This is a genomic window from Ruegeria sp. AM7, assembly GCF_056535965.1.
On the sequence record NZ_JBQFJE010000001.1, the window covers coordinates 339,749 to 357,880 of the forward strand.

Genomic DNA, 18,132 nt, shown 5'->3' on the forward strand with positions numbered 1-18,132 from the left:
CCCTCAGATCATGTGATGGACAAGGTCATACAGCGACGGTTTGTCCCCTGGGCTGCAATCGAAACGTTTCTGGGCGATACCGTCCTTCAGGACGATAATCGTGTGGCTGAGACCAATGGCCTCTTCCAGAGTGTCAGCGACCAGAATGATGCCGACGCCGTCATCCGACATCTCGCGTACCATGTCATAGACATCTTCTTTGGCGCCGATATCCAGACCGCGCGTCGGGTGATCCAGCAGGATGATATCGGACCCGGCCGAGCGCCATTTGGCCAGCACAACCTTTTGCTGGTTGCCGCCCGACAACCCACCACAATCCTTGTAGACATCTGGTGTCTTGATCGCCAAACGATCGATCCATCGGCGAGCCAGCGTTTTTTCCTCACCAATCCGCAACACGCCCGAATTGGCATAGTTTCCCATCTGGCTGAGCGTCATGTTTTCATAAACGCTCATGCCTGCGACGATCCCTTCAACCTTGCGTTCGCGAGGGATGTAACCAACGCCGTTTGCGACCCCGACTTGCGCGTTGAATTTGCTGACGGGCACGCCCTTGATGCTTACGGCACCGGTAGATGGAGTTTCGAGCCCAAAGATCGTGCGCAAAATCGCCTCGCGTCCCGAGCCTTCGGTACCGACCAGACACAAAACCTCGCCGGGGCGCAGATCGAATGAAATGTCCGAGTACTTTCCCGTTGCAGTCACGTTCTGGAAGGCAACCAGCGGCTGTCCCTCAGCCTGATAAGGTTTTTGCTTCTGCTCGCGGTAATATTCCTTGTCGACATCGCGCCCGACCATCTTGTGTTGGATCGCATCAACATTCGCATCGTCATGGGCGACGACGTCTACAACCTCGCCGTCTTTCATCACATAGATACGGTCGGACAGGTCCAGAACCTCGTCCATTCGGTGGCTGACAAAGATGAACGACGCCCGTTTTGTCAGCTCACGCACAAGCGAGAATAACAACTCGACCTCTTCCTTTGCCAAAACTGAGGTCGGTTCGTCCAGCAAAATGACCAGATCGCCGTCGATCCGTTCTTCAAGGGTGAGCACCTTGGCCAGTTCCACCAACTGGCGCTGCGCAAAGGATAGTTTCGACGTTGTCATCGCCGGATCGATGTCCAGTTTGACCTTAGCCAACTGCTTGCGCGCGGCCTCGGCCATGGCCTTCCAGTTGATAACGCCGTAGCTGACGAATTGCTGCTCGAACCCCAGAAAGATGTTCTCCATCACGGTCAGGTTGGTGATCAGCGATTGTTCCTGAAACACCATGCCGATACCGTGATCCATCGCCTGACGCGGGTTCTGGAACCGAACTTTCGTGCCGTCGATGGTGATGTCGCCGCCGTCGGGTTGGTATGCCCCATAGATGACCTTCATCAGGGTGGATTTGCCCGCACCGTTTTCGCCAACGAGGCCCACGATCTCGCCGCGCCCGATCTTGAAGTCCACGGATTTCAGAGCGTGGACGCCGGGGAATTTCTTGTCGACATTGATCAGTTCATACATCTGCCCGCCCCTATTTCACGAAGGTTACGGATTTGCGGTCGGTCGACAGAACCACCGCGGCGATGACCAATATGCCCAGAACACCGTCTTGCACGTAGCCGGGCAACCCGATCACAACCATGCCGTTGTTTATGACATTCACGATCAACACGCCGATCAGTGTATTCCAGACACCGCCGATCCCGCCCCACAGAGCAGTACCACCCACCACAACCGAGGTGATCGACACGAACATGAAATTCGACCCTGTCGCTGTCTCGGCAATACCGATCCGCCCTACGGCCAACAACGCGCCAACCGCATAAAAGACACCGGCCAGGGCAAACCCCATGATCCGCACGCGGTTGACGTTTAGACCCGAAGCATGAGCCAGTTCCTCGCCCCCGCCAACAGCATAGAAGTTACGGCCCAGTGTCGTGCGGGACTGGATGAACCAAGCGATCAGTAGAAACAAAAGTGCGACATAGCACATGATGGGAAATCCGAACCAACGCTCGGTCAGCAGCGAACGGAACAGGTCATCCTCCACTCGGATGCGGTCGCCCCCTGTCAACAGCAGCGCGAAACCAGTGCCGACGAAACCCATTGCCAGAGACGCCATAAACGACGGTATCTTCAGCAAGACATGCACAAGCCCGTTCACCAACCCGATTGCCCCGCCGACAAGCAAGGCCAGAGGGATGGCAAGCCACGCCCAGGACGCCAAAGTGCCACCCAAAGCAATGAAAGCAAAAGCAAACACCACGGCACAAACCGAAACTGTGCCCTCCATCGACAAGTCGATCGATCCCATAATGATGATGAATGTCACGCCAATAGCGACCATCAGCGCCGGAGCCGAAGAAATTCCGATCCGCGCAAAGTTGCGCAGTGAAAAAAAGCGCGGCTCCATCGCTGTAAAGAACAGGACCAAAACCAAAAGGACGATCAGGGGCGCCCATTTGATCAGTACATCCCGTGTCAGCACATTGCTCACGTGCTTCCTCCCACTGAGTGAACTGGTGGTGGTCGATCAAGTCGAACCCGAATGTACGAGCCGGCTCTGAGACCGGCTCGCAATCACATTATTTGTATTGAATTTGACCGTTCGACGTGGACCAGAAATCTTTCCAGTCATAGGTCGGGACACTGTCCAGATACTCGGCCTTGAACGCTTGAGCGTCTTCTGGGCGGACCATGATGGTCGGGCCATAGAATTCGCGGTGTTCGTTTGGTTCGTCAGAGGGCTTGAAGTGACCCGTGGCCGCGTAATACGCCAATGCCGCCGTGATACCGCCACCCCAATGCGGGTTGGTGAAGACGGTGGCCAAGATCTTGCCCTCGCCCACCAGCTCAACCGCCTGCGGGTTACCATCATAGGATACGATGGGCATATCTTCGATGCCTTCCGCGCGCAGGGCCTCGAGCACGCCGTAAGCAATGGTGTCATTGGCGCAGTGAACACCCTTGATGTCATCCCCATACCGGGTAAGGAAGGCGCTCATGACCTGATTGGCTTTCTGCGTATCCCAGTCGGCGGGCTCTGCCGCCAGCAACTCGGCATTCGGGTAGTCTTTCAACGCGTTCTTCAGACCGGCCAGCCGCTCGATCGCTGGGTTGTTCGAGGCGATACCGCCCAGATGAACAACGCCTCCGGAACCGCCCATGGCATCCAATAGAATGCGCGCGGTTTGCTCGGCCGGGCCTTCGTCAGACCAGCTCATGTGGCTGACATAGTTGTCGCCGAAATCCCAGGGGTGCAGGTCGTCGGTCTTGTTCCACAGGGTCGAAACATAGGCCCCTGCTTCGACACAGGATTCCACAACCGGACGCGCATTCGGAGCATCGTTGGTGTCAATGGCCAACGCGAGTTCGCCATTTGTCTTGGACAAAAGCGCTTTTACATCAGCCAGCGATTTCTCAGACGAGCCTTCGTTGATCAGGTGCGTCAGGAAATCCTTAGGTTTACCCAGGCTTTCGACAAAAGCCTCGCCGCCGGACACGATCTCATTCCAATATGGGTTCGTGCGATTGCGATAAGACCAAGCAACAGTTGGGTCCGTGATGGCAGCACGCGCCATTCCACCCAACATGCTAGAGATTGCTGCACCGCCAACACCATACGCTGATGCCAGCAACAGGTTACGACGGGTTATCGTCTCCTGCGCGATATAGTTTTTGATGAACGACATATTTTCCTCCCATTACGATCTGCACCTTGGGTCCGCGATTGATGACCCGGTTCGGACGCGCGGCATTGATCGCGGCTATGCACGCCTTTAATGCACTAACTAGTTACTTCTTTACGAAATGATGTGTCAAGCGTTAAGAATGATGGAAAACAGAGGGCAAACGCTCATTCAAAACAGATGTGGCTACACCTCTGCGGCTCATCAGAGTAATAGAAAGGTTCATCAGAAGGGTTTAGCCGTGGACGAAATACCGAAAACAAAAAAGAAAAGAGACGCCGAGGCGACCAAGTCCAGAATCCTGATGGCCGCAAAGAGTGAATTCGCCAAACGGGGTCTGGGTGGCGCACGCGTTGATGAAATCGCCGAACTGGCGGAAGCCAACAAACGCATGCTGTACCACTACTTTGGCAGTAAGGAAGACCTGTTTCGAACCGTACTTGAGGAAGCCTATCTGGATATCCGAAAGGCCGAGCGGGAATTGAACCTCGAAGATTTGTCCCCGACTGATGCACTGGAAACCCTGGTGCGGTTCACTTGGCAGTATTATCTTGATAATCCTGAATTTATTACACTGGTTAACAGCGAAAACCTGCATGGCGCGCGACACATAAAGTCGCTTGATAACCTGCCAGAAACCATGCGCGGTCTGGTTGGAATGGTGGACGAAATCCTGGTCAAGGGACAGGCTACAGGTGAATTCAGAAGCGGCATCGACGCTGCTCAGTTGAATATCACGATCGCAGCGATCGGCTATTATTACCTGACAAACCGGCATACGGGCTCGTTTCTGTTCGGGCGCGATCTTATGGAAAAAAAAGCGCTGGACGAACGTTTGGCCTTCAACATTGAAACTGTTTTGAGATTGGTCCGAGCTGACACACAGGGGAATTGAGAACCGCATTTGACTAGTGGCTTTCAGCCTTAAATCTTTTGCAGTGCGGCCTTGAAGAAGCAGGTTCTTGCCACTCACTTTGAAAAGTGACCAACCCGCTGTGACTGCGAAAACCCACCTGTTGTGCAAACAGGCTCCGAGGTTCGCAAGCGGTCGGGCCGCACATTTTCCGCTCTATACATCCTCAAGTTCTGTCGGTATGAGCAGCGCTTCGATTATGATCCGTGTGTTGGACGCTCTGAGGGTGACAGCATCACCCAGGAAAGCTGAACCATGAAACAAACGCTCGAAACTGCGCTGAAGCGCAAGGGATACGACACTCTGACCCCCGTCCAACAGGCCGTCACCGCGCCCGAACTGCAGATGCGGGATATGTTGGTGTCGGCACAAACCGGATCGGGTAAAACCATCGGATTCGGTTTGGCGATTGCCCCAACCATTCTGGGCGATGCGCAGGCGTTTGACACAGCGGATACGCCCCTGGCATTGGCCATCGCACCGACCCGAGAACTTGCAATGCAGGTTAAGCGAGAGCTGGGGTGGCTTTACGCGGATGCCGGTGCCTACATCACATCCTGTGTTGGCGGCATGGATATGCGGGATGAACGCCGGGCCCTGTCCCGAGGCGCGCATATCGTTGTGGCGACACCGGGGCGCTTGCGGGACCACATCATGCGCGGCTCGATAGATCTAACGAACGTCCGCGCCGTGGTTCTGGACGAAGCCGACGAGATGCTGGACCTCGGGTTCCGTGAAGATCTTGAGTTCATTCTCGAGCAGACCCCAACCGACCGTCAGACCCTTTTGTTCTCTGCGACCGTGCCACGCGCCATCGTTAGCCTGGCAACACGATACCAGCAAGACGCTCAGCGTGTCAGCACCGTCAGCGAGCGTACACAACACGCCGATATCGAATACAAAGCCATGAGCGTCGCCCCACGCGACGGCGAAAACGCCATCATTAACGTGCTGCGGTATCACGAAGCCCCTAACGCAATCGTCTTTTGCAACACGCGTGCCATGGTCAGCCGTCTGACCGCCAGATTGTCGAACCGCGGGTTCCCCGTAGTCGCGCTGTCAGGTGAGTTGACACAGAGTGAACGGTCCAATGCCCTGCAAGCCATGCGGGACGGACGCGCCCGTGTTTGTGTCGCCACAGATGTTGCCGCGCGCGGTATTGATCTGCCGAACCTGGATCTGGTGATCCATGCTGAACTGCCAAACAGTCACGAAACCCTACTGCACCGTTCTGGCCGGACCGGGCGCGCGGGTCGCAAAGGCGTCAGCGCACTGATCGTTCCCCCGGCTTCATTTAAAAAGGCTCAGCGTCTGCTCAAATTCGCCAAGCTGACGGCTGAATGGGGCGCCGCACCCTCTGCCGAAGAGGTGAACGCACAAGACCTGCAGAGAATGTTCAACTCAGATGACTGGCAATTGGACATCTCCGACTCTGAACGTAACTCCGTGGACGAATTACTGTCGAAGTTTTCACCAGAACAACTTGCCGCGGCTTATGTCCGTCAATACGCGCGACAACATTCTGCGCCCGAGGAACTAAACGAAGTCAAAGAAGCTGGACCCAAACCAAGCGCTCCGTTCGGCCCGAGCGTCTGGTTTGCATTGTCCGAGGGACGCAACGAAAACGCGTCTCCAAGATACCTGCTGCCGATGATCTGCAAAGCGGGCAACATTACCAAATCGGACGTCGGAGCGATCCGCATCGCTGAGACCGAGACATATATCGAGATCCGCGAAAGCAGCGTTGCGGGTTTTCTGGAGGCCATCGGTCCCGAGATGACGATTGAGGGTACAAAGGCAATCGTTCAACTGGACGCCGCACCCGATTTCCACGCAACGGGCAAACCCGGCCTCAAGCGCGGCGAAAAGAGCAAGAAGGGATTTGCCAAGACCGGCAAAAAGCCCCCGCGCAGTGTCGAGCCTAAGCCAGCCAAGGCGTGGAAGAAGCCCGAGCGAAAGTCCTCTGACACGCCGAAAACCGACGCTAAACCCAAGCGCGACTCTGGCAAGGCTGGCGATCAGGCGGCCAAACCTCCGCGTCGCCCAAAAGGCCCGCCGCCACCAAAGGGCAAACCGAGCAGCAAGAAAAATCGCGCGCGCGCTGCAACGGCAAAAGGCGGCAATGCGATGCCAAAGCGGCCCAAGTAAAGTTCGAGTCGGCGATCAACGGCCGGCTCAAAACTTGACTAAACGCCTGAACGCTCCTTACGAGCCGTACAAAAGGTTCGGCAACCACAGAACCAGCGAAGGTACGAAGGTCAGCAACAGCAAGACCGCCAACAACGGCACCAGAAACGGTAACGTGGCGCGGACGCATTGTTCGAATGGCACCTTCGAGACGCGCGACAGCACGAACAACACCATGCCCACCGGCGGGGTCAGCAGACCCAGCATCAGGTTCAGGATTACGATGATGCCCAGATGCACTGGATCAATCCCGAACTGCGCCGCCACCGGCATCAGCACCGGCACGAGGATGGAAATCGCCGCGATGGTCTCCATGAACAGGCCCACGACCAGCACAACCGCCATGATCAACAGCAGCACAACGGCCTTGCTGTCGGTAAACGACAGCACAAATTCTGCGAAATGCGCGGCGACCTGGTTGGCGGTCAGGATCCATGCGAACACCGAGGCCGCGCCGACGATCATCATGATCGCAGCCGTCGTCTCGATGGTTTCCAGCGAGATCACCGCCAGCTTGCGCGGAGTCAGGGTGCGATAGACGATGGTGCCCAGAAACAGCGCATAGGCGGCAGCCCCGATAGCGGCCTCGGTCGGGGTAAACGCCCCCGAAACGATGCCGCCCACAATGATGACCGGGGTCATCAGCGGCAGGAACGCGGCCCGAAACCGGGTGGCGATGACCGAGGGGCTAAAGCTGACATCACGTGGATAGTTGCGTGTGCGTGACATCCACCAGATCATCGCCGACAGCGCCGCTGCCATCAACAACCCCGGAACAATCCCGGCCACAAACAGCTTGCCAATCGACACCGACGCCATGACGCCAAAGATCACCAGCGGCAAGGACGGCGGGATGATCGGCCCGATGGTCGACGAAGCGGCAGTGACACCGACGCTGAAATCGTCATCATAGCCGGCCTCACGCATGGCCTTGATCTCGATCGCACCCAGTCCGCCAGCGTCGGCCACGGCAGCGCCGGACATGCCCGCAAATATGATGCTGGCACCCACATTCACGTGGCCCAGCCCACCATGCATCCAGCCGACGATAGCGCGCGCAAACCCGAAGATCCGCGCGGTGATCCCGGCCGAGTTCATCAATGCGCCCGCCAGTATAAAGAAAGGAATGGCAAGCAGCGGGAAGCTGTCCATGCCATTGACCATGTTATGCATCAACAGAACCGGTGGCAGGCCAGAATACAGAATGTAAGCAAACGAAGACAGCGCGAGCGAGAAAGCGATCGGCACCCGCAGCAGCATCAGGCCGAACAGCGAAACGAACAGAATAGTCAGACCCATTTGTCTTCACCTTTTGCAATCTGCTTCAAACGCGAGACAATCTGCCAACCGACGACGCACAGGTTTGCCCCGGCTAAGGCCATGACGCATGCGTGGAGGTAGTATTTCGGGAAAGGCAACGAGACCATTTGCTGGAACGATGTCCTCTGGATCAGCTCCCACGCGGACCACATGATCACAGCAAACAAAACGAAGGTTGCCGCCAGCGCAAAGATATGGACCCAACGCAGGCGGAACCCATAGTATTTGTCGACAAATTCAAGAACGATGTGGCTGCCGACAACCTGACATCGGATCGCCCCGGCAAAGCCCAGAAGGATCAGCAGATACCGCGCGGCCTCTTCCGTCCACGCGACTGAATCGTTCAGCACATAGCGCGTGAAAAACTGCAAAAAGACCACGCCAAACAGCAAACCGAACAGGGCCAGTAGACCGTAGTCTCCGATTGTGATGCGGAAATTCTGGAAATGAGCGTCGTCTTCGGCGGCCAGCGCGTCAAAGTCGATCTCGGGCGGGGTTTCGGTCTGGGTCATTCGGGGCCACCTTGTGCGGTCAGAATGCGCCCGGCGCGAGGCCGGGCACAGTCTTGATTAGTCCTGGATTGCCTGAAGACGTTCGAACGTCTCAGCATCCCAAGGCACGTCATTGCCCGTCAACAGCGGCGCGACGGCGGCCATGAAAGGTGCGCGATCCACCTCGTTCACGGTTACACCCTGTTCACGGAACCAATCAGCCAGTTCAGCCTCGGACTGAACAATTTCATCCGATGTGCTTGAGGCCGCTTCGGCCAATGCGTCAAGCAGCGCCTGCCCGTCATTGCCCATCTTGCCCAGCGTCACAGGTGACACCACAACCGCAAGCGAGTTGGTGATATGTCCGGTCAGGTTGATGTTCGACTGCACCTCGTAGAACTTTTTGAACTGGATGGTGGGCAGCGGGTTTTCCTGTGCGTCTACAACGCCTTGCTGCAGGGCCAGATAGACTTCGGCAAAGGCCATGGGTGTCGGGTTTGCGCCGGTGGCCTTGGGGAACATCTGATAGGCAGGCGCGTTCGGGGTACGGATTTTCAGCCCGTCCATATCTGCGGGTGCCAGAATCGGCTTGTTCGAAGTCACGTGACGCGCGCCGTAATAGGTCATTGCCGCAACGGTATTGCCCGAAATGTTCTTGTATTCTGCTGCCATTTCATTGAACAGATCCGAGTTCACATAAGCTTTCCAGTGATCATAGGACCGCATGGTGAACGGATAGTCCGAGATGCTGATCGGGCCATAGGACTGACCCAGAAACGCCACGCCGGTATAGATCGCGTCAACCGTACCCAACGACAGCGCCTCGTTCAGCGCGGCCTCTTTCCCCAGTTGCGAGGCCGGGAAGACCTCCATCTTGAAGCGACCGTCGGTCTTTTCTTCCAACAGCTCGGCCGCACGTACAGCCGCTGCGTGATAAGGCGTCGAAGCCTCATAGACGTGGCCAAACCGCAGGGTCTCTTGTGCCAGACCAGCCGTTGCGCTAAGCGCAAAAATACAGGCGGCCCCAAAGGCCGTTTTTCCAAAGTTAAACATTTAGGGTAGTTCCTCCAGATTGATTTAAGATGCCCGCCGGTTTCTTCAGCCCGGTCAGGCGGTTGTTTCATTCCGCCGCCAGTTTCTCTGAAAAGCGGAAGTCTTCGATGGTTTCAGGTTTTATTTCGATCGAAAACCCTGGCTTTTCCGGCGCCATATAGGCCCCGTTCCTCACCACACAGGGATCGACGAAATGCTCGTGCAGGTGATCGACATATTCGATCCGCTTGCTGTCTTTTTCGCCTGAGATCGCGATGTAATCGATCATGGACATATGCTGGACGTATTCACACAGACCCACGCCCCCGGCATGGGGCCAGACGGGCAAGTTGTACTTCGCGGCTATCAACATGACGGCCAACACCTCGTTCAGCCCGCCCATCCGGCAGCTGTCGATCTGAACGATGTCGATCGCGCCTTCTTTGATGAACTGCTTAAACATGATGCGGTTCTGACACATCTCGCCCGTCGCCACCTTGACCGGTGCGACGCCTTCGCGGATCGTCTTGTGGCCAAACACGTCATCGGGGCTGGTGGGTTCTTCGATGAAGTACGGGCGCGCAAAGGACAGGGCTTTGACCCAGTCGATGGCCTGATCCACTTCCCATACCTGATTGGCATCGATCATGATGTGCATGTCTTCGCCCAGAACCTCGCGCGCGATGGTCAGGCGGCGGATGTCGTCGGCAAGGTCGCGGCCCACCTTGAATTTGGTGTGGGTAAAGCCTGCGTCCTTGGCCTCCTGACACAGGCGGCGCAGCTTGTCGTCGGGATAGCCCAGCCAACCGGCAGAAGTCGTGTAGCAGGGATAGCCTTCAGCTTTCAGCTTGGCGATGCGGTCGGCCTTGCCCGTCGCGGCGGCGCGCAGGATGGCCAGCGCCTCGTCCGGGGTAATCGCATCGGTCAGATAGCGAAAGTCGATCAGGCGCACGATCCCTTCGGGGGACATGTCGCCCACCAGCTGCCAGACGGGTTTGCCCGCCTCTTTCGCCCACAAATCCCACGCGGCATTCACCACCGCGCCAGTCGCCAGATGGATCGCACCCTTGTCCGGCCCGATCCAGCGCAGCTGGCTGTCTCCGGTGATATGACGCCAGAAGCGGCCCATATCTTCGGTGATCCAATCCAGCTCCAACCCCTTGACCAACGCGCCAAGCGCTTTGATCGCGGCCACGCAGATCTCATTGCCGCGCCCAATGGTGAACGTGAGGCCGTGGCCCTCATGCGTACCATCGGTTTCCAGCACCACATACGCGGCGGAATAGTCGGGATCGGGGTTCATCGCATCCGATCCGTCCAGACTGTCCGAGGTCGGAAAGCGCAGGTCTTCGGTTCGGATGCCGGTGATGCGGGTCATGCGCTGGCCTTTACACCCTGTCGCTGCACGCCCAGTCCCTCGATGCTCAGCTCCATCTTGTCACCGGGTTTCAGATAGGTCTGCGGGTCTTGCCCCATGCCCACACCCGGAGGCGTCCCGGTCGAGATCACATCCCCCGGCTGCAGCGACATGAATTGCGACAGGTGCGAGATCACCGTCGCCACACCGAAATGCATCGTCTTGGTCGAGCCGTCCTGATAGCGGTGCCCGTTGACCTCAAGATACATCGGCAGGTTTTGCGGGTCCGCGACCTCATCGCGGGTCACCAGCCAGGGGCCGATAGGGCCAAACGTGTCGGCTGACTTGCCCTTGACCCATTGCCCCGAGCGGTGCAGCTGAAAGTCACGCTCGGACAGGTCATTGACGACGCAATAGCCCGCCACATGGTCCAGCGCGTCTTCTTCCGAGACGTATTTGGCCTCTTTTCCGATCACCACGCCCAGCTCGACCTCCCAGTCGGTCTTGACCGAGTTGCGCGGGATTTCGACCGTGTCATTGGGTCCGATAATAGCGGATGTGGCCTTGAAGAAAATCACCGGCTCGGCGGGCAGATCCATGCCCGATTCTGCGGCGTGATCGGCATAGTTGAGGCCAATGCAAATGAACTTGCCAACCTGGCCCACACAGGCACCGATGCGCGGGTCGCCCTCGACCAGCGGCAGGGTTGCAGGGTCGATCGCGCGCAAACGTGCGAGGCTGTCATCACTCAGCGCCGTGCCTGCGATATCACCGACTTCGCCCGACAAATCACGGATCGCGCCGTTTCCGTCCATCAGCCCCGGCTTTTCTTGACCCATGGGTCCGTAGCGCAGCAGTTTCATCTAAGTCTCTCCTTGCTCACACAGTCCAGCCACCGTCGATGGCGAAAGTCTGCCCTGTAGTAAATCCGCTTTCATCGCTGGCCAGATAGGTCGCCAGCGCTGCAATCTCGTCTGCATGGCCAATCCGGCCCATCGGTTGCCGCGCGATGAAATCCTTCAACGCCTGATCGTAATCACCCATCGCACGCAGGCGATCATGCAAGCTGGGGCTGTCTACGGTGCCGGGGCAAATCGCGTTGCAACGAATGCCGTCTGTAATGAAGTCCGCCGCGATTGATTTGGTCAGCCCGATCACTGCGGCCTTGGACGCACAGTAAGAAAATCTGTTTGGCACACCTTTGATCGAAGACGCCACCGACGACATGTTGACGATTGAACCACCGCCCCTGGCAACCATTCCGGGGATAACCAGCTTGGCCAGCCGGAACATCGCCTTGACGTTCAGATCAAAACTGAAATCCCATTGCGCGTCGTCGCATTCCAGAATGTTTCCGGAGCCCACAAATCCAGCACAGTTGAACAGAACATCCACTTCACCCGCAGATGCAATTGCTTCGGCCACCGCGTCAGCATCCGTTACATCCAGATTGACCACCGAGACGCGTTCGATAGCCTCAAGTTCGGCCAGCGTATCCTCGTTGATGTCGCAAGCAATAACTTCAGCGCCTTCGGCCACGTATTGTTCAACACTTGCGCGGCCGATCCCCTGCCCTGCCGCAGTAACAAGCGCTTTTTTTCCGGCCAGGCGGCCTTTTCTTGGCTTCATTTTCCTCGGTCCCAAAATTTTAGTCATGCAACAAGGCACATTCCCCAAAACGCGCAATTGCTTAGCCAACTCTCAGCCATCCGGCTTCTAACCTCATTGGGTCAGCAATATTTCGCAATCTCAGGCTTGGCAGGCGCCGGGCCTCCTAAAACTTCGACGCGCTTGATTCCTCCACCTATGTTCATATTTAAATCAGGTATTCACTAATAAATCAACATTGACATTTTGCAGTCGGCAAAACGATGCTTTATGCATTCGCCCTAGGAGGAAAACGTGGTGGAACAAACCGAAAAGTATCGTGCGCCAGCACTCGAAAAAGGCGTTGATATTATTGAGCTTTTGTCACTCCACGGGGATGGGCTGACACAAGGTGATATCGCCCGCGCCCTAGATCGGTCGCAAAGCGAAATCTACCGAATGCTGTCCACCCTGGTCCGGCGCGGTTACGTCATTCGTTCCAAAGACGACGACCTGTATTCGTTGAGCCTAAAGATGTTTGCGCTGTCGCAACGCCACCCACCGGTCGAGCGGTTGTTGGAAGTTGCCACACCCAAAATGCGCGTGACGACACGACGCGCCTGGCAGTCCTGCCACCTAAGCATGGAAAGCAATGGTGACATCGTTGTGGTGGCCTCGGTTGCGGCACCAGGTGACTGGGTGTTCTCGTTGCGCGTGGGTACCGTCATGGGGTTGGGCAACACCGGGACAGGTCGGGTCATGGCCGCCTTTCGCACCGATCAACAGATTGAGGCTCTTCTGGACATCCACCGGCTGGCGCGAGGCGAACCACAAATTGACCGGGGCGAATTCATGCAACATGTCGCCCGCATCAGAGAAGTTGGCTACGAAAGAATGCCATCTGCAACTGCAGTCGGTGTTACCAATCTAGCCTATCCTGTCTTCGATCATGAAGGCTCAGCAATTTGCGCTATTAACTGCCCGTATGTCGAACGCATCGATCAGTTGGACGTACCTTCGATAGACGAGGTGCATCAGCTATTCCTCGACCTGTCTAAAGAGCTTTCGGCCTATTACTCGGGCCGTTGATGAGTAACGCTTTTCGCCAAAATCCCCTGCTGTCGTCCTTGCGCCGCCAAGCCACAGCGACAGACTTGAACGTCCCGTCCACCGCACCGAAAAATGATAAGCGTACAGGCCAGATAGGCTTTTATTCTGTTGTTTGGAAACAACGTAAATCTTGTCGGCGTAGGGGTGCGACGAAAGCTTTAGTCCTGATGCTTAGGGATTTTCGTGAACTAAAGAGAGCTGATGAAATCAGCAATTAAGTTGAATTTTGAGGTGATCTTTTGTCAAATCGTTACGTGGGGGAAGCCATGGCGATTGACAAGAAGAAAACAAAAGAACTCAAGGGGCATTTTGCGGCTGCTCGAAAGCGGGAACTGAACTTTGCGATCTGTCTGGGCAAGACGACTGAAAACCTAGTCTTCCTGGTCGATCGCATTTTGGCACCCGACGCTTTGACCAAACGCGCAAAAAGCGAAGGTGAAACACAAAAACTTTCCTCTGGCACAATGTGGTGCGACGGAAACACGCTCAACCTCCATTGCCAAAGTGACGTAGTCGCGCAACTGGCCAAGAAAACGAAAGAGTTCCTTAAACTTGCCGAGGCTCCGATGCGGGTCGAAGTCTTCGGTCCGGAAGACAAACCTGAAAAACCAGTGTTCAAAACCGAGCCTGCTGCAGATGACGCCGACGATGATACTGCGCCGGACCCTGACGCCATTGAATGGAAGACGTTAAAGGACAATCTGGCCCCTGACGTAGCCGCGTTTCTGAAAGCCGGCAAAGGAGACGTGTCCAAAATTCGCACGGCCTGGGGTTATGCCCTGAGGATAGGCGATGAGGAAAATGACTATCCAGGAGCAATCAAGGTCGCAAAAAGGCTCAGGACCGCGCTGCAGACCCCAGTTACCTCGGATGATGGACAAGACGCAAAACCTGTCGATCTCAACAAGAAGCGCTGGCAAATCGGATCCGAAAGATTCGCACCTGTTTTCAAGTCCGCTGTAAATGCGGGTCTTCTCGATCCCGACAAGGCCAACCCTATCTGGGACAAGGCCGAAGCCGCGGCTAAGGCAGGCAAATATTCCGATGCGCTCAAGATCCTAAAAATCCTCTCTGACAAGATCACTGCGGCCAAAAAGGCAGGCATAAATACTGCCAAGCCGGAAACAACGAATGGGACCGATCCAACATCCGAATTGCAGCGGGTTGCCAAATTATTGAAGTCGGCACTGGACGAAGGCACACAAGGGCTTGAGAAAGCACTGCACACATTCGCGGCCTCCAAGGCCATGGTCGCGGGTGGTAATACAGCGGCGGCTCTTATCCAGCTTGAACAGGTCGAAAACGCCATCGCACAGGCAAAACGACCGGATGAACCTTCCGCAAATCTAGCGTCTGAAACAGAAGGTAAAAAGGTCGCGGCCCGCATTCGCAACATCTGGGACGAAGCCCACCGGGATGTGTCTGGCCAGATCGATAAATTGAGGCAAGAATTGTCTGCCTTTGACGACCCAAATTGCCAGACCCTGTCGGAAAGCGGTCTGACCGGTTTTTCTGAAAATCTGTTCGTTCAATTGAACACCGCCTTCATCGAACTGGACCGCGCAAACGAAACGCGCCTGCCAGATGCGTTGGATACAGCAGAAAAAGCCTTTGACGACATGGCCGGCTTTTTGTCGAGCAATCCGGCAATCAAGTTGATCGACACGAATGATCTTGGGGTCTCCATGTCTTTGGGCGCGGTTCTGGGTGATGCGGTTACTAAGATGAAACAAGTCCTGAGGGCAGGTTGATTTTCAAAACGGGGGGCGCGCATGCGCGGCGAAAAAGACGAAGATTGGCATGAGGCCAGAGCAAAGGATTTCGCAGCCAAACTGATGGCGGCATTGCGGCTGAAAGCCGTTGTAGTTCCAAACGCCGCCAATGTTGAGGAGCAAATCGCCGAGGCCTCGGAGGCGCTTTATTCCCTTGCGGATGACGGAACCGATTTTGAAAAATTCAAACGCGGGAATTTCACTTTCACAGACAAAGAGATTGACGCATTTGACTTGACGACGAATGAAGTCAAACTGCTGAAAGCCTGGCGTCACCCAATAGATTTTCGCGCACATCAACAAGAAGAAAAGCTGCTCAAGAAGAAAATCAAGGCGCTCAATACTTCTATTGATCTTAAACTGAAAACCATCAGCGCGGATCTTGCGGAAGAAGACGATCGGTTCACAAGACGAGGCCAGCGGGTACTGAAACGTTCGGCGAAACTGGCAAAAAAATTGTCAGAAGCCGGTCGGTATAGCGATGCACAGGCCGTGTTGAATGGGCTTCTGTATCTTGAGACCTTGGAAAAGCTGGCATTGTCCAACGAAAAACCCGCAGCTGCTCCAGGCGGAGAGCTTCAGGGCAATTCAGATGTGAAAGTCAATGTCGCCCAAGCCGTTGACGAGCGAAAATCAACCGAGGAATTGGCTGAAGAGGCGAAGGAAGATCAGCTTGAACACACAGCGCGCGACGCGCTGGCGACACTGAACTACCTCAAGGACATGCACGCTGCCGCAGGACAGCTGAGCCGCAGGTATGCAAACGACAAGGCGCAAACCAAAACCAAGGCTTATAAAGCCCTGGTCGATTTTCAGAGCGCAACGAAGAGCTACAATCTGAAATGGAAAGACTCTGATGATGTCCTGAGCCACTTCGGCAACGATCCGTCGAAACTTAAAGCCTGGCAAGATAAGGCGGCCAAGCATATCCACACCGGAGAAATCATCCTGAAAGCCGTTTTCCGAAAAAGCGCTGAATCGCATGAAAGCGCTATCGGAAATTACCTCAGCGTGAAAGATCACGAGGTTCAGCAAAAAGAGGCCGACGCAACCGGACACGGCAAGATCAAAACAGCGCGCGGGGTCTCGGGCTTGCCTCAGGAGATCATGAAACCGTTAGCCGCCAAGCTCGAGGTGTTGCAGATGCTGGCTGCTTCAGAGGAATTGGGTCAGGCCGACTTCCTTCTACTTCGAGATTTTGACAACCAAATCTCTGAGGATCTGGATGTTCTGAAGAAGCATTCCGATAACTATAAGGCTTACGAGAAATGCGCAAAACGCTACGAAGCCCTTCTCGAACATCGGGTGATTAAGTATTCAGACTTTGCAAAAGAATATTTCCAGGATGAACTGGACCTGCAAAACCGTAACATCAAGGACCCGGAAAAGCTGGCTGAAGCCTTGAAACGATTGCAAAAACACGAAGATTTGCTGAAGGCTCGTATCAAATCCCTCGAATCCTATCGAACAGACTACAAAGACTTCAAAGATAGGTTCGACAAAGCCAAGAAGGATAAGACCAAGGCGTTCATCGCTCAGTTCAAGAAGACCCTCAAAGTGTTTTGCGAGAAGCTTTCGCAAAAGAACGGCGAAAACACCATCCGCGGCTTAAAGATTGACTCCGAGACGCAAAAATCCCTGGAACAGGCCGCCGACCGCGAAGACTATGCAGGTTTGTACGACAGGTTGTTCGACGGAATTTGGGGAGAAGTCGACATCGGTAAAAACAGCTCTGTTAAGAAAGCTGACCGAAAGTTGGATAAACTGACCGAACGTATGGACTGGAAGATAAACAGTCTGGTTCGAACCGAAAAAGCACTTTCCGGGCTGCCATCTGGGCAGCTGAGCGTGGATGAGCTGACTGGCAAATTAAAACGCCAAGACGCCAGCGCTCTGGCTAGAACTATCTTGGACGTAAACAACTCAGGCGACCTTAACGACAGGCTCAACAAGTCAGAAGCAAACTTTAAAGAAGCGCAAAAGACCCTGAAAAACTTCGTCAGCAAGGAAAAGAAAAAGCTGAAAGGGGCTGCACGCGACAGTTTCGAAAGCAATGAAGTTCTTCTCAAGGCGTTGAAAACACGCGCTAAAACCGCCGCAACCCCTGAAGACTTCGATGAATTAACGATTGAGGCTGAACGTCTGTTATCAGAAGCACGTGATTTCGCAGAAGCAAATGTGCCATTGAAGATGTCAAAAGATCAGAGCTCGAATGAAAAGTTCGCTTTGATTCTGCAACGTCTCCGTGACAGCCTTTCTCCTTTTTACGACGGGCTTGTAGCTTTTCACAAAGAACATGTTCCGGCGGTCGCGAAGAAAGCCCGGAAGGTCAAAGATGAAGACCCGACCGCCAACGCCTTTGTCAGTCTTTACGACGCGAATAAAAAGAATATTGGCACCGTGGCCGAGCAAATCGAAGAACGGATGGACCTCGATGACAAATGTGGAGACCTGATAAAACGGTCCAAGGGTCTGGGCATGCCTGAACTGATCGCCCTGCGCGAAGAAGCCTTTACCGTGATCCGAAGAAATCGACGGTTCCTGGAAGAAACAATGATCGGCGGTCTGATCAAGACAAACCCGTTCGACAACGGCCGCCCTGTGCGCCGCCTGCTGCATTTTCTGGAAAAGACCGAAGCCGACTTACTCGCCGAAGTTAAACAGACCTAAGCCAGGAGAGCGA

Annotated in this window: 14 protein-coding genes; 5 read left to right on the top strand and 9 right to left on the bottom strand. The window is 55.2% G+C overall.

Features of this window, described 5'->3' with window-relative positions; translation table 11 throughout:
• Positions 1-3: 3 nt before the first annotated feature.
• From ACR3EG_RS01490 to ACR3EG_RS01500, 3 genes are all read right to left on the bottom strand, one after another.
• Positions 4-1,512 (bottom strand): sugar ABC transporter ATP-binding protein, encoded by a 1,509-nt coding sequence (locus ACR3EG_RS01490; RefSeq protein WP_480482286.1) that lies wholly within the window; start codon positions 1,510-1,512, stop codon positions 4-6.
• 10 nt (positions 1,513-1,522) lie between these two features.
• Positions 1,523-2,488, bottom strand: a complete 966-nt coding sequence (locus ACR3EG_RS01495; RefSeq protein WP_170356330.1) for an ABC transporter permease — start codon at positions 2,486-2,488, stop codon at positions 1,523-1,525.
• Between the two features lie 88 nt (positions 2,489-2,576).
• Positions 2,577-3,683, bottom strand: a complete 1,107-nt coding sequence (locus ACR3EG_RS01500; RefSeq protein WP_170356329.1) for a sugar ABC transporter substrate-binding protein — start codon at positions 3,681-3,683, stop codon at positions 2,577-2,579.
• Between the two features lie 139 nt (positions 3,684-3,822).
• Here ACR3EG_RS01500 and ACR3EG_RS01505 point away from each other — a divergent pair, with 139 nt between their 5' ends.
• Together ACR3EG_RS01505 and ACR3EG_RS01510 are read left to right on the top strand one after the other, a co-directional pair.
• Positions 3,823-4,575, top strand: coding sequence for a TetR/AcrR family transcriptional regulator (locus tag ACR3EG_RS01505; protein WP_480482289.1), 753 nt, complete (start codon positions 3,823-3,825; stop codon positions 4,573-4,575).
• A 273-nt stretch (positions 4,576-4,848) separates the two neighbouring features.
• Positions 4,849-6,741: a DEAD/DEAH box helicase gene (locus ACR3EG_RS01510; protein ID WP_480482291.1), complete on the top strand. Its 1,893-nt coding sequence runs from the start codon at positions 4,849-4,851 to the stop codon at positions 6,739-6,741.
• Between the two features lie 57 nt (positions 6,742-6,798).
• Here ACR3EG_RS01510 and ACR3EG_RS01515 read toward each other — a convergent pair whose 3' ends face one another.
• The 6 genes from ACR3EG_RS01515 to ACR3EG_RS01540 form a co-directional block, all read right to left on the bottom strand.
• On the bottom strand, positions 6,799-8,079 hold the full coding sequence (locus ACR3EG_RS01515) for a TRAP transporter large permease (RefSeq protein WP_480482293.1): 1,281 nt from the start codon (positions 8,077-8,079) through the stop codon (positions 6,799-6,801).
• Positions 8,070-8,612 (bottom strand): TRAP transporter small permease, encoded by a 543-nt coding sequence (locus tag ACR3EG_RS01520; protein ID WP_480482295.1) that lies wholly within the window; start codon positions 8,610-8,612, stop codon positions 8,070-8,072. The genes ACR3EG_RS01515 and ACR3EG_RS01520 overlap by 10 nt, the downstream gene beginning before the upstream one ends.
• 57 nt (positions 8,613-8,669) lie before the next feature.
• Positions 8,670-9,644: a sialic acid TRAP transporter substrate-binding protein SiaP gene (locus ACR3EG_RS01525; RefSeq protein WP_480482297.1), complete on the bottom strand. Its 975-nt coding sequence runs from the start codon at positions 9,642-9,644 to the stop codon at positions 8,670-8,672.
• A gap of 67 nt (positions 9,645-9,711) precedes the next feature.
• Entirely contained in the window at positions 9,712-11,001 is a 1,290-nt protein-coding gene (locus ACR3EG_RS01530) for an L-fuconate dehydratase (protein ID WP_480482299.1), read from the bottom strand.
• On the bottom strand, positions 10,998-11,843 hold the full coding sequence (locus tag ACR3EG_RS01535) for a fumarylacetoacetate hydrolase family protein (protein ID WP_480482301.1): 846 nt from the start codon (positions 11,841-11,843) through the stop codon (positions 10,998-11,000). The genes ACR3EG_RS01530 and ACR3EG_RS01535 overlap by 4 nt, the downstream gene beginning before the upstream one ends.
• 16 nt (positions 11,844-11,859) lie before the next feature.
• Positions 11,860-12,609: an SDR family oxidoreductase gene (locus tag ACR3EG_RS01540; RefSeq protein WP_170527603.1), complete on the bottom strand. Its 750-nt coding sequence runs from the start codon at positions 12,607-12,609 to the stop codon at positions 11,860-11,862.
• Between the two features lie 276 nt (positions 12,610-12,885).
• Between ACR3EG_RS01540 and ACR3EG_RS01545 the strand changes: the two genes are divergently transcribed.
• From ACR3EG_RS01545 to ACR3EG_RS01555, 3 genes are all read left to right on the top strand, one after another.
• Entirely contained in the window at positions 12,886-13,656 is a 771-nt protein-coding gene (locus ACR3EG_RS01545) for an IclR family transcriptional regulator (protein ID WP_480482303.1), read from the top strand.
• Between the two features lie 287 nt (positions 13,657-13,943).
• Positions 13,944-15,428 (top strand): hypothetical protein, encoded by a 1,485-nt coding sequence (locus ACR3EG_RS01550; protein WP_480482305.1) that lies wholly within the window; start codon positions 13,944-13,946, stop codon positions 15,426-15,428.
• Positions 15,429-15,449: 21 nt separating this feature from the next.
• On the top strand, positions 15,450-18,119 hold the full coding sequence (locus ACR3EG_RS01555; protein WP_480482307.1) for a hypothetical protein: 2,670 nt from the start codon (positions 15,450-15,452) through the stop codon (positions 18,117-18,119).
• Positions 18,120-18,132 lie beyond the last annotated feature (13 nt).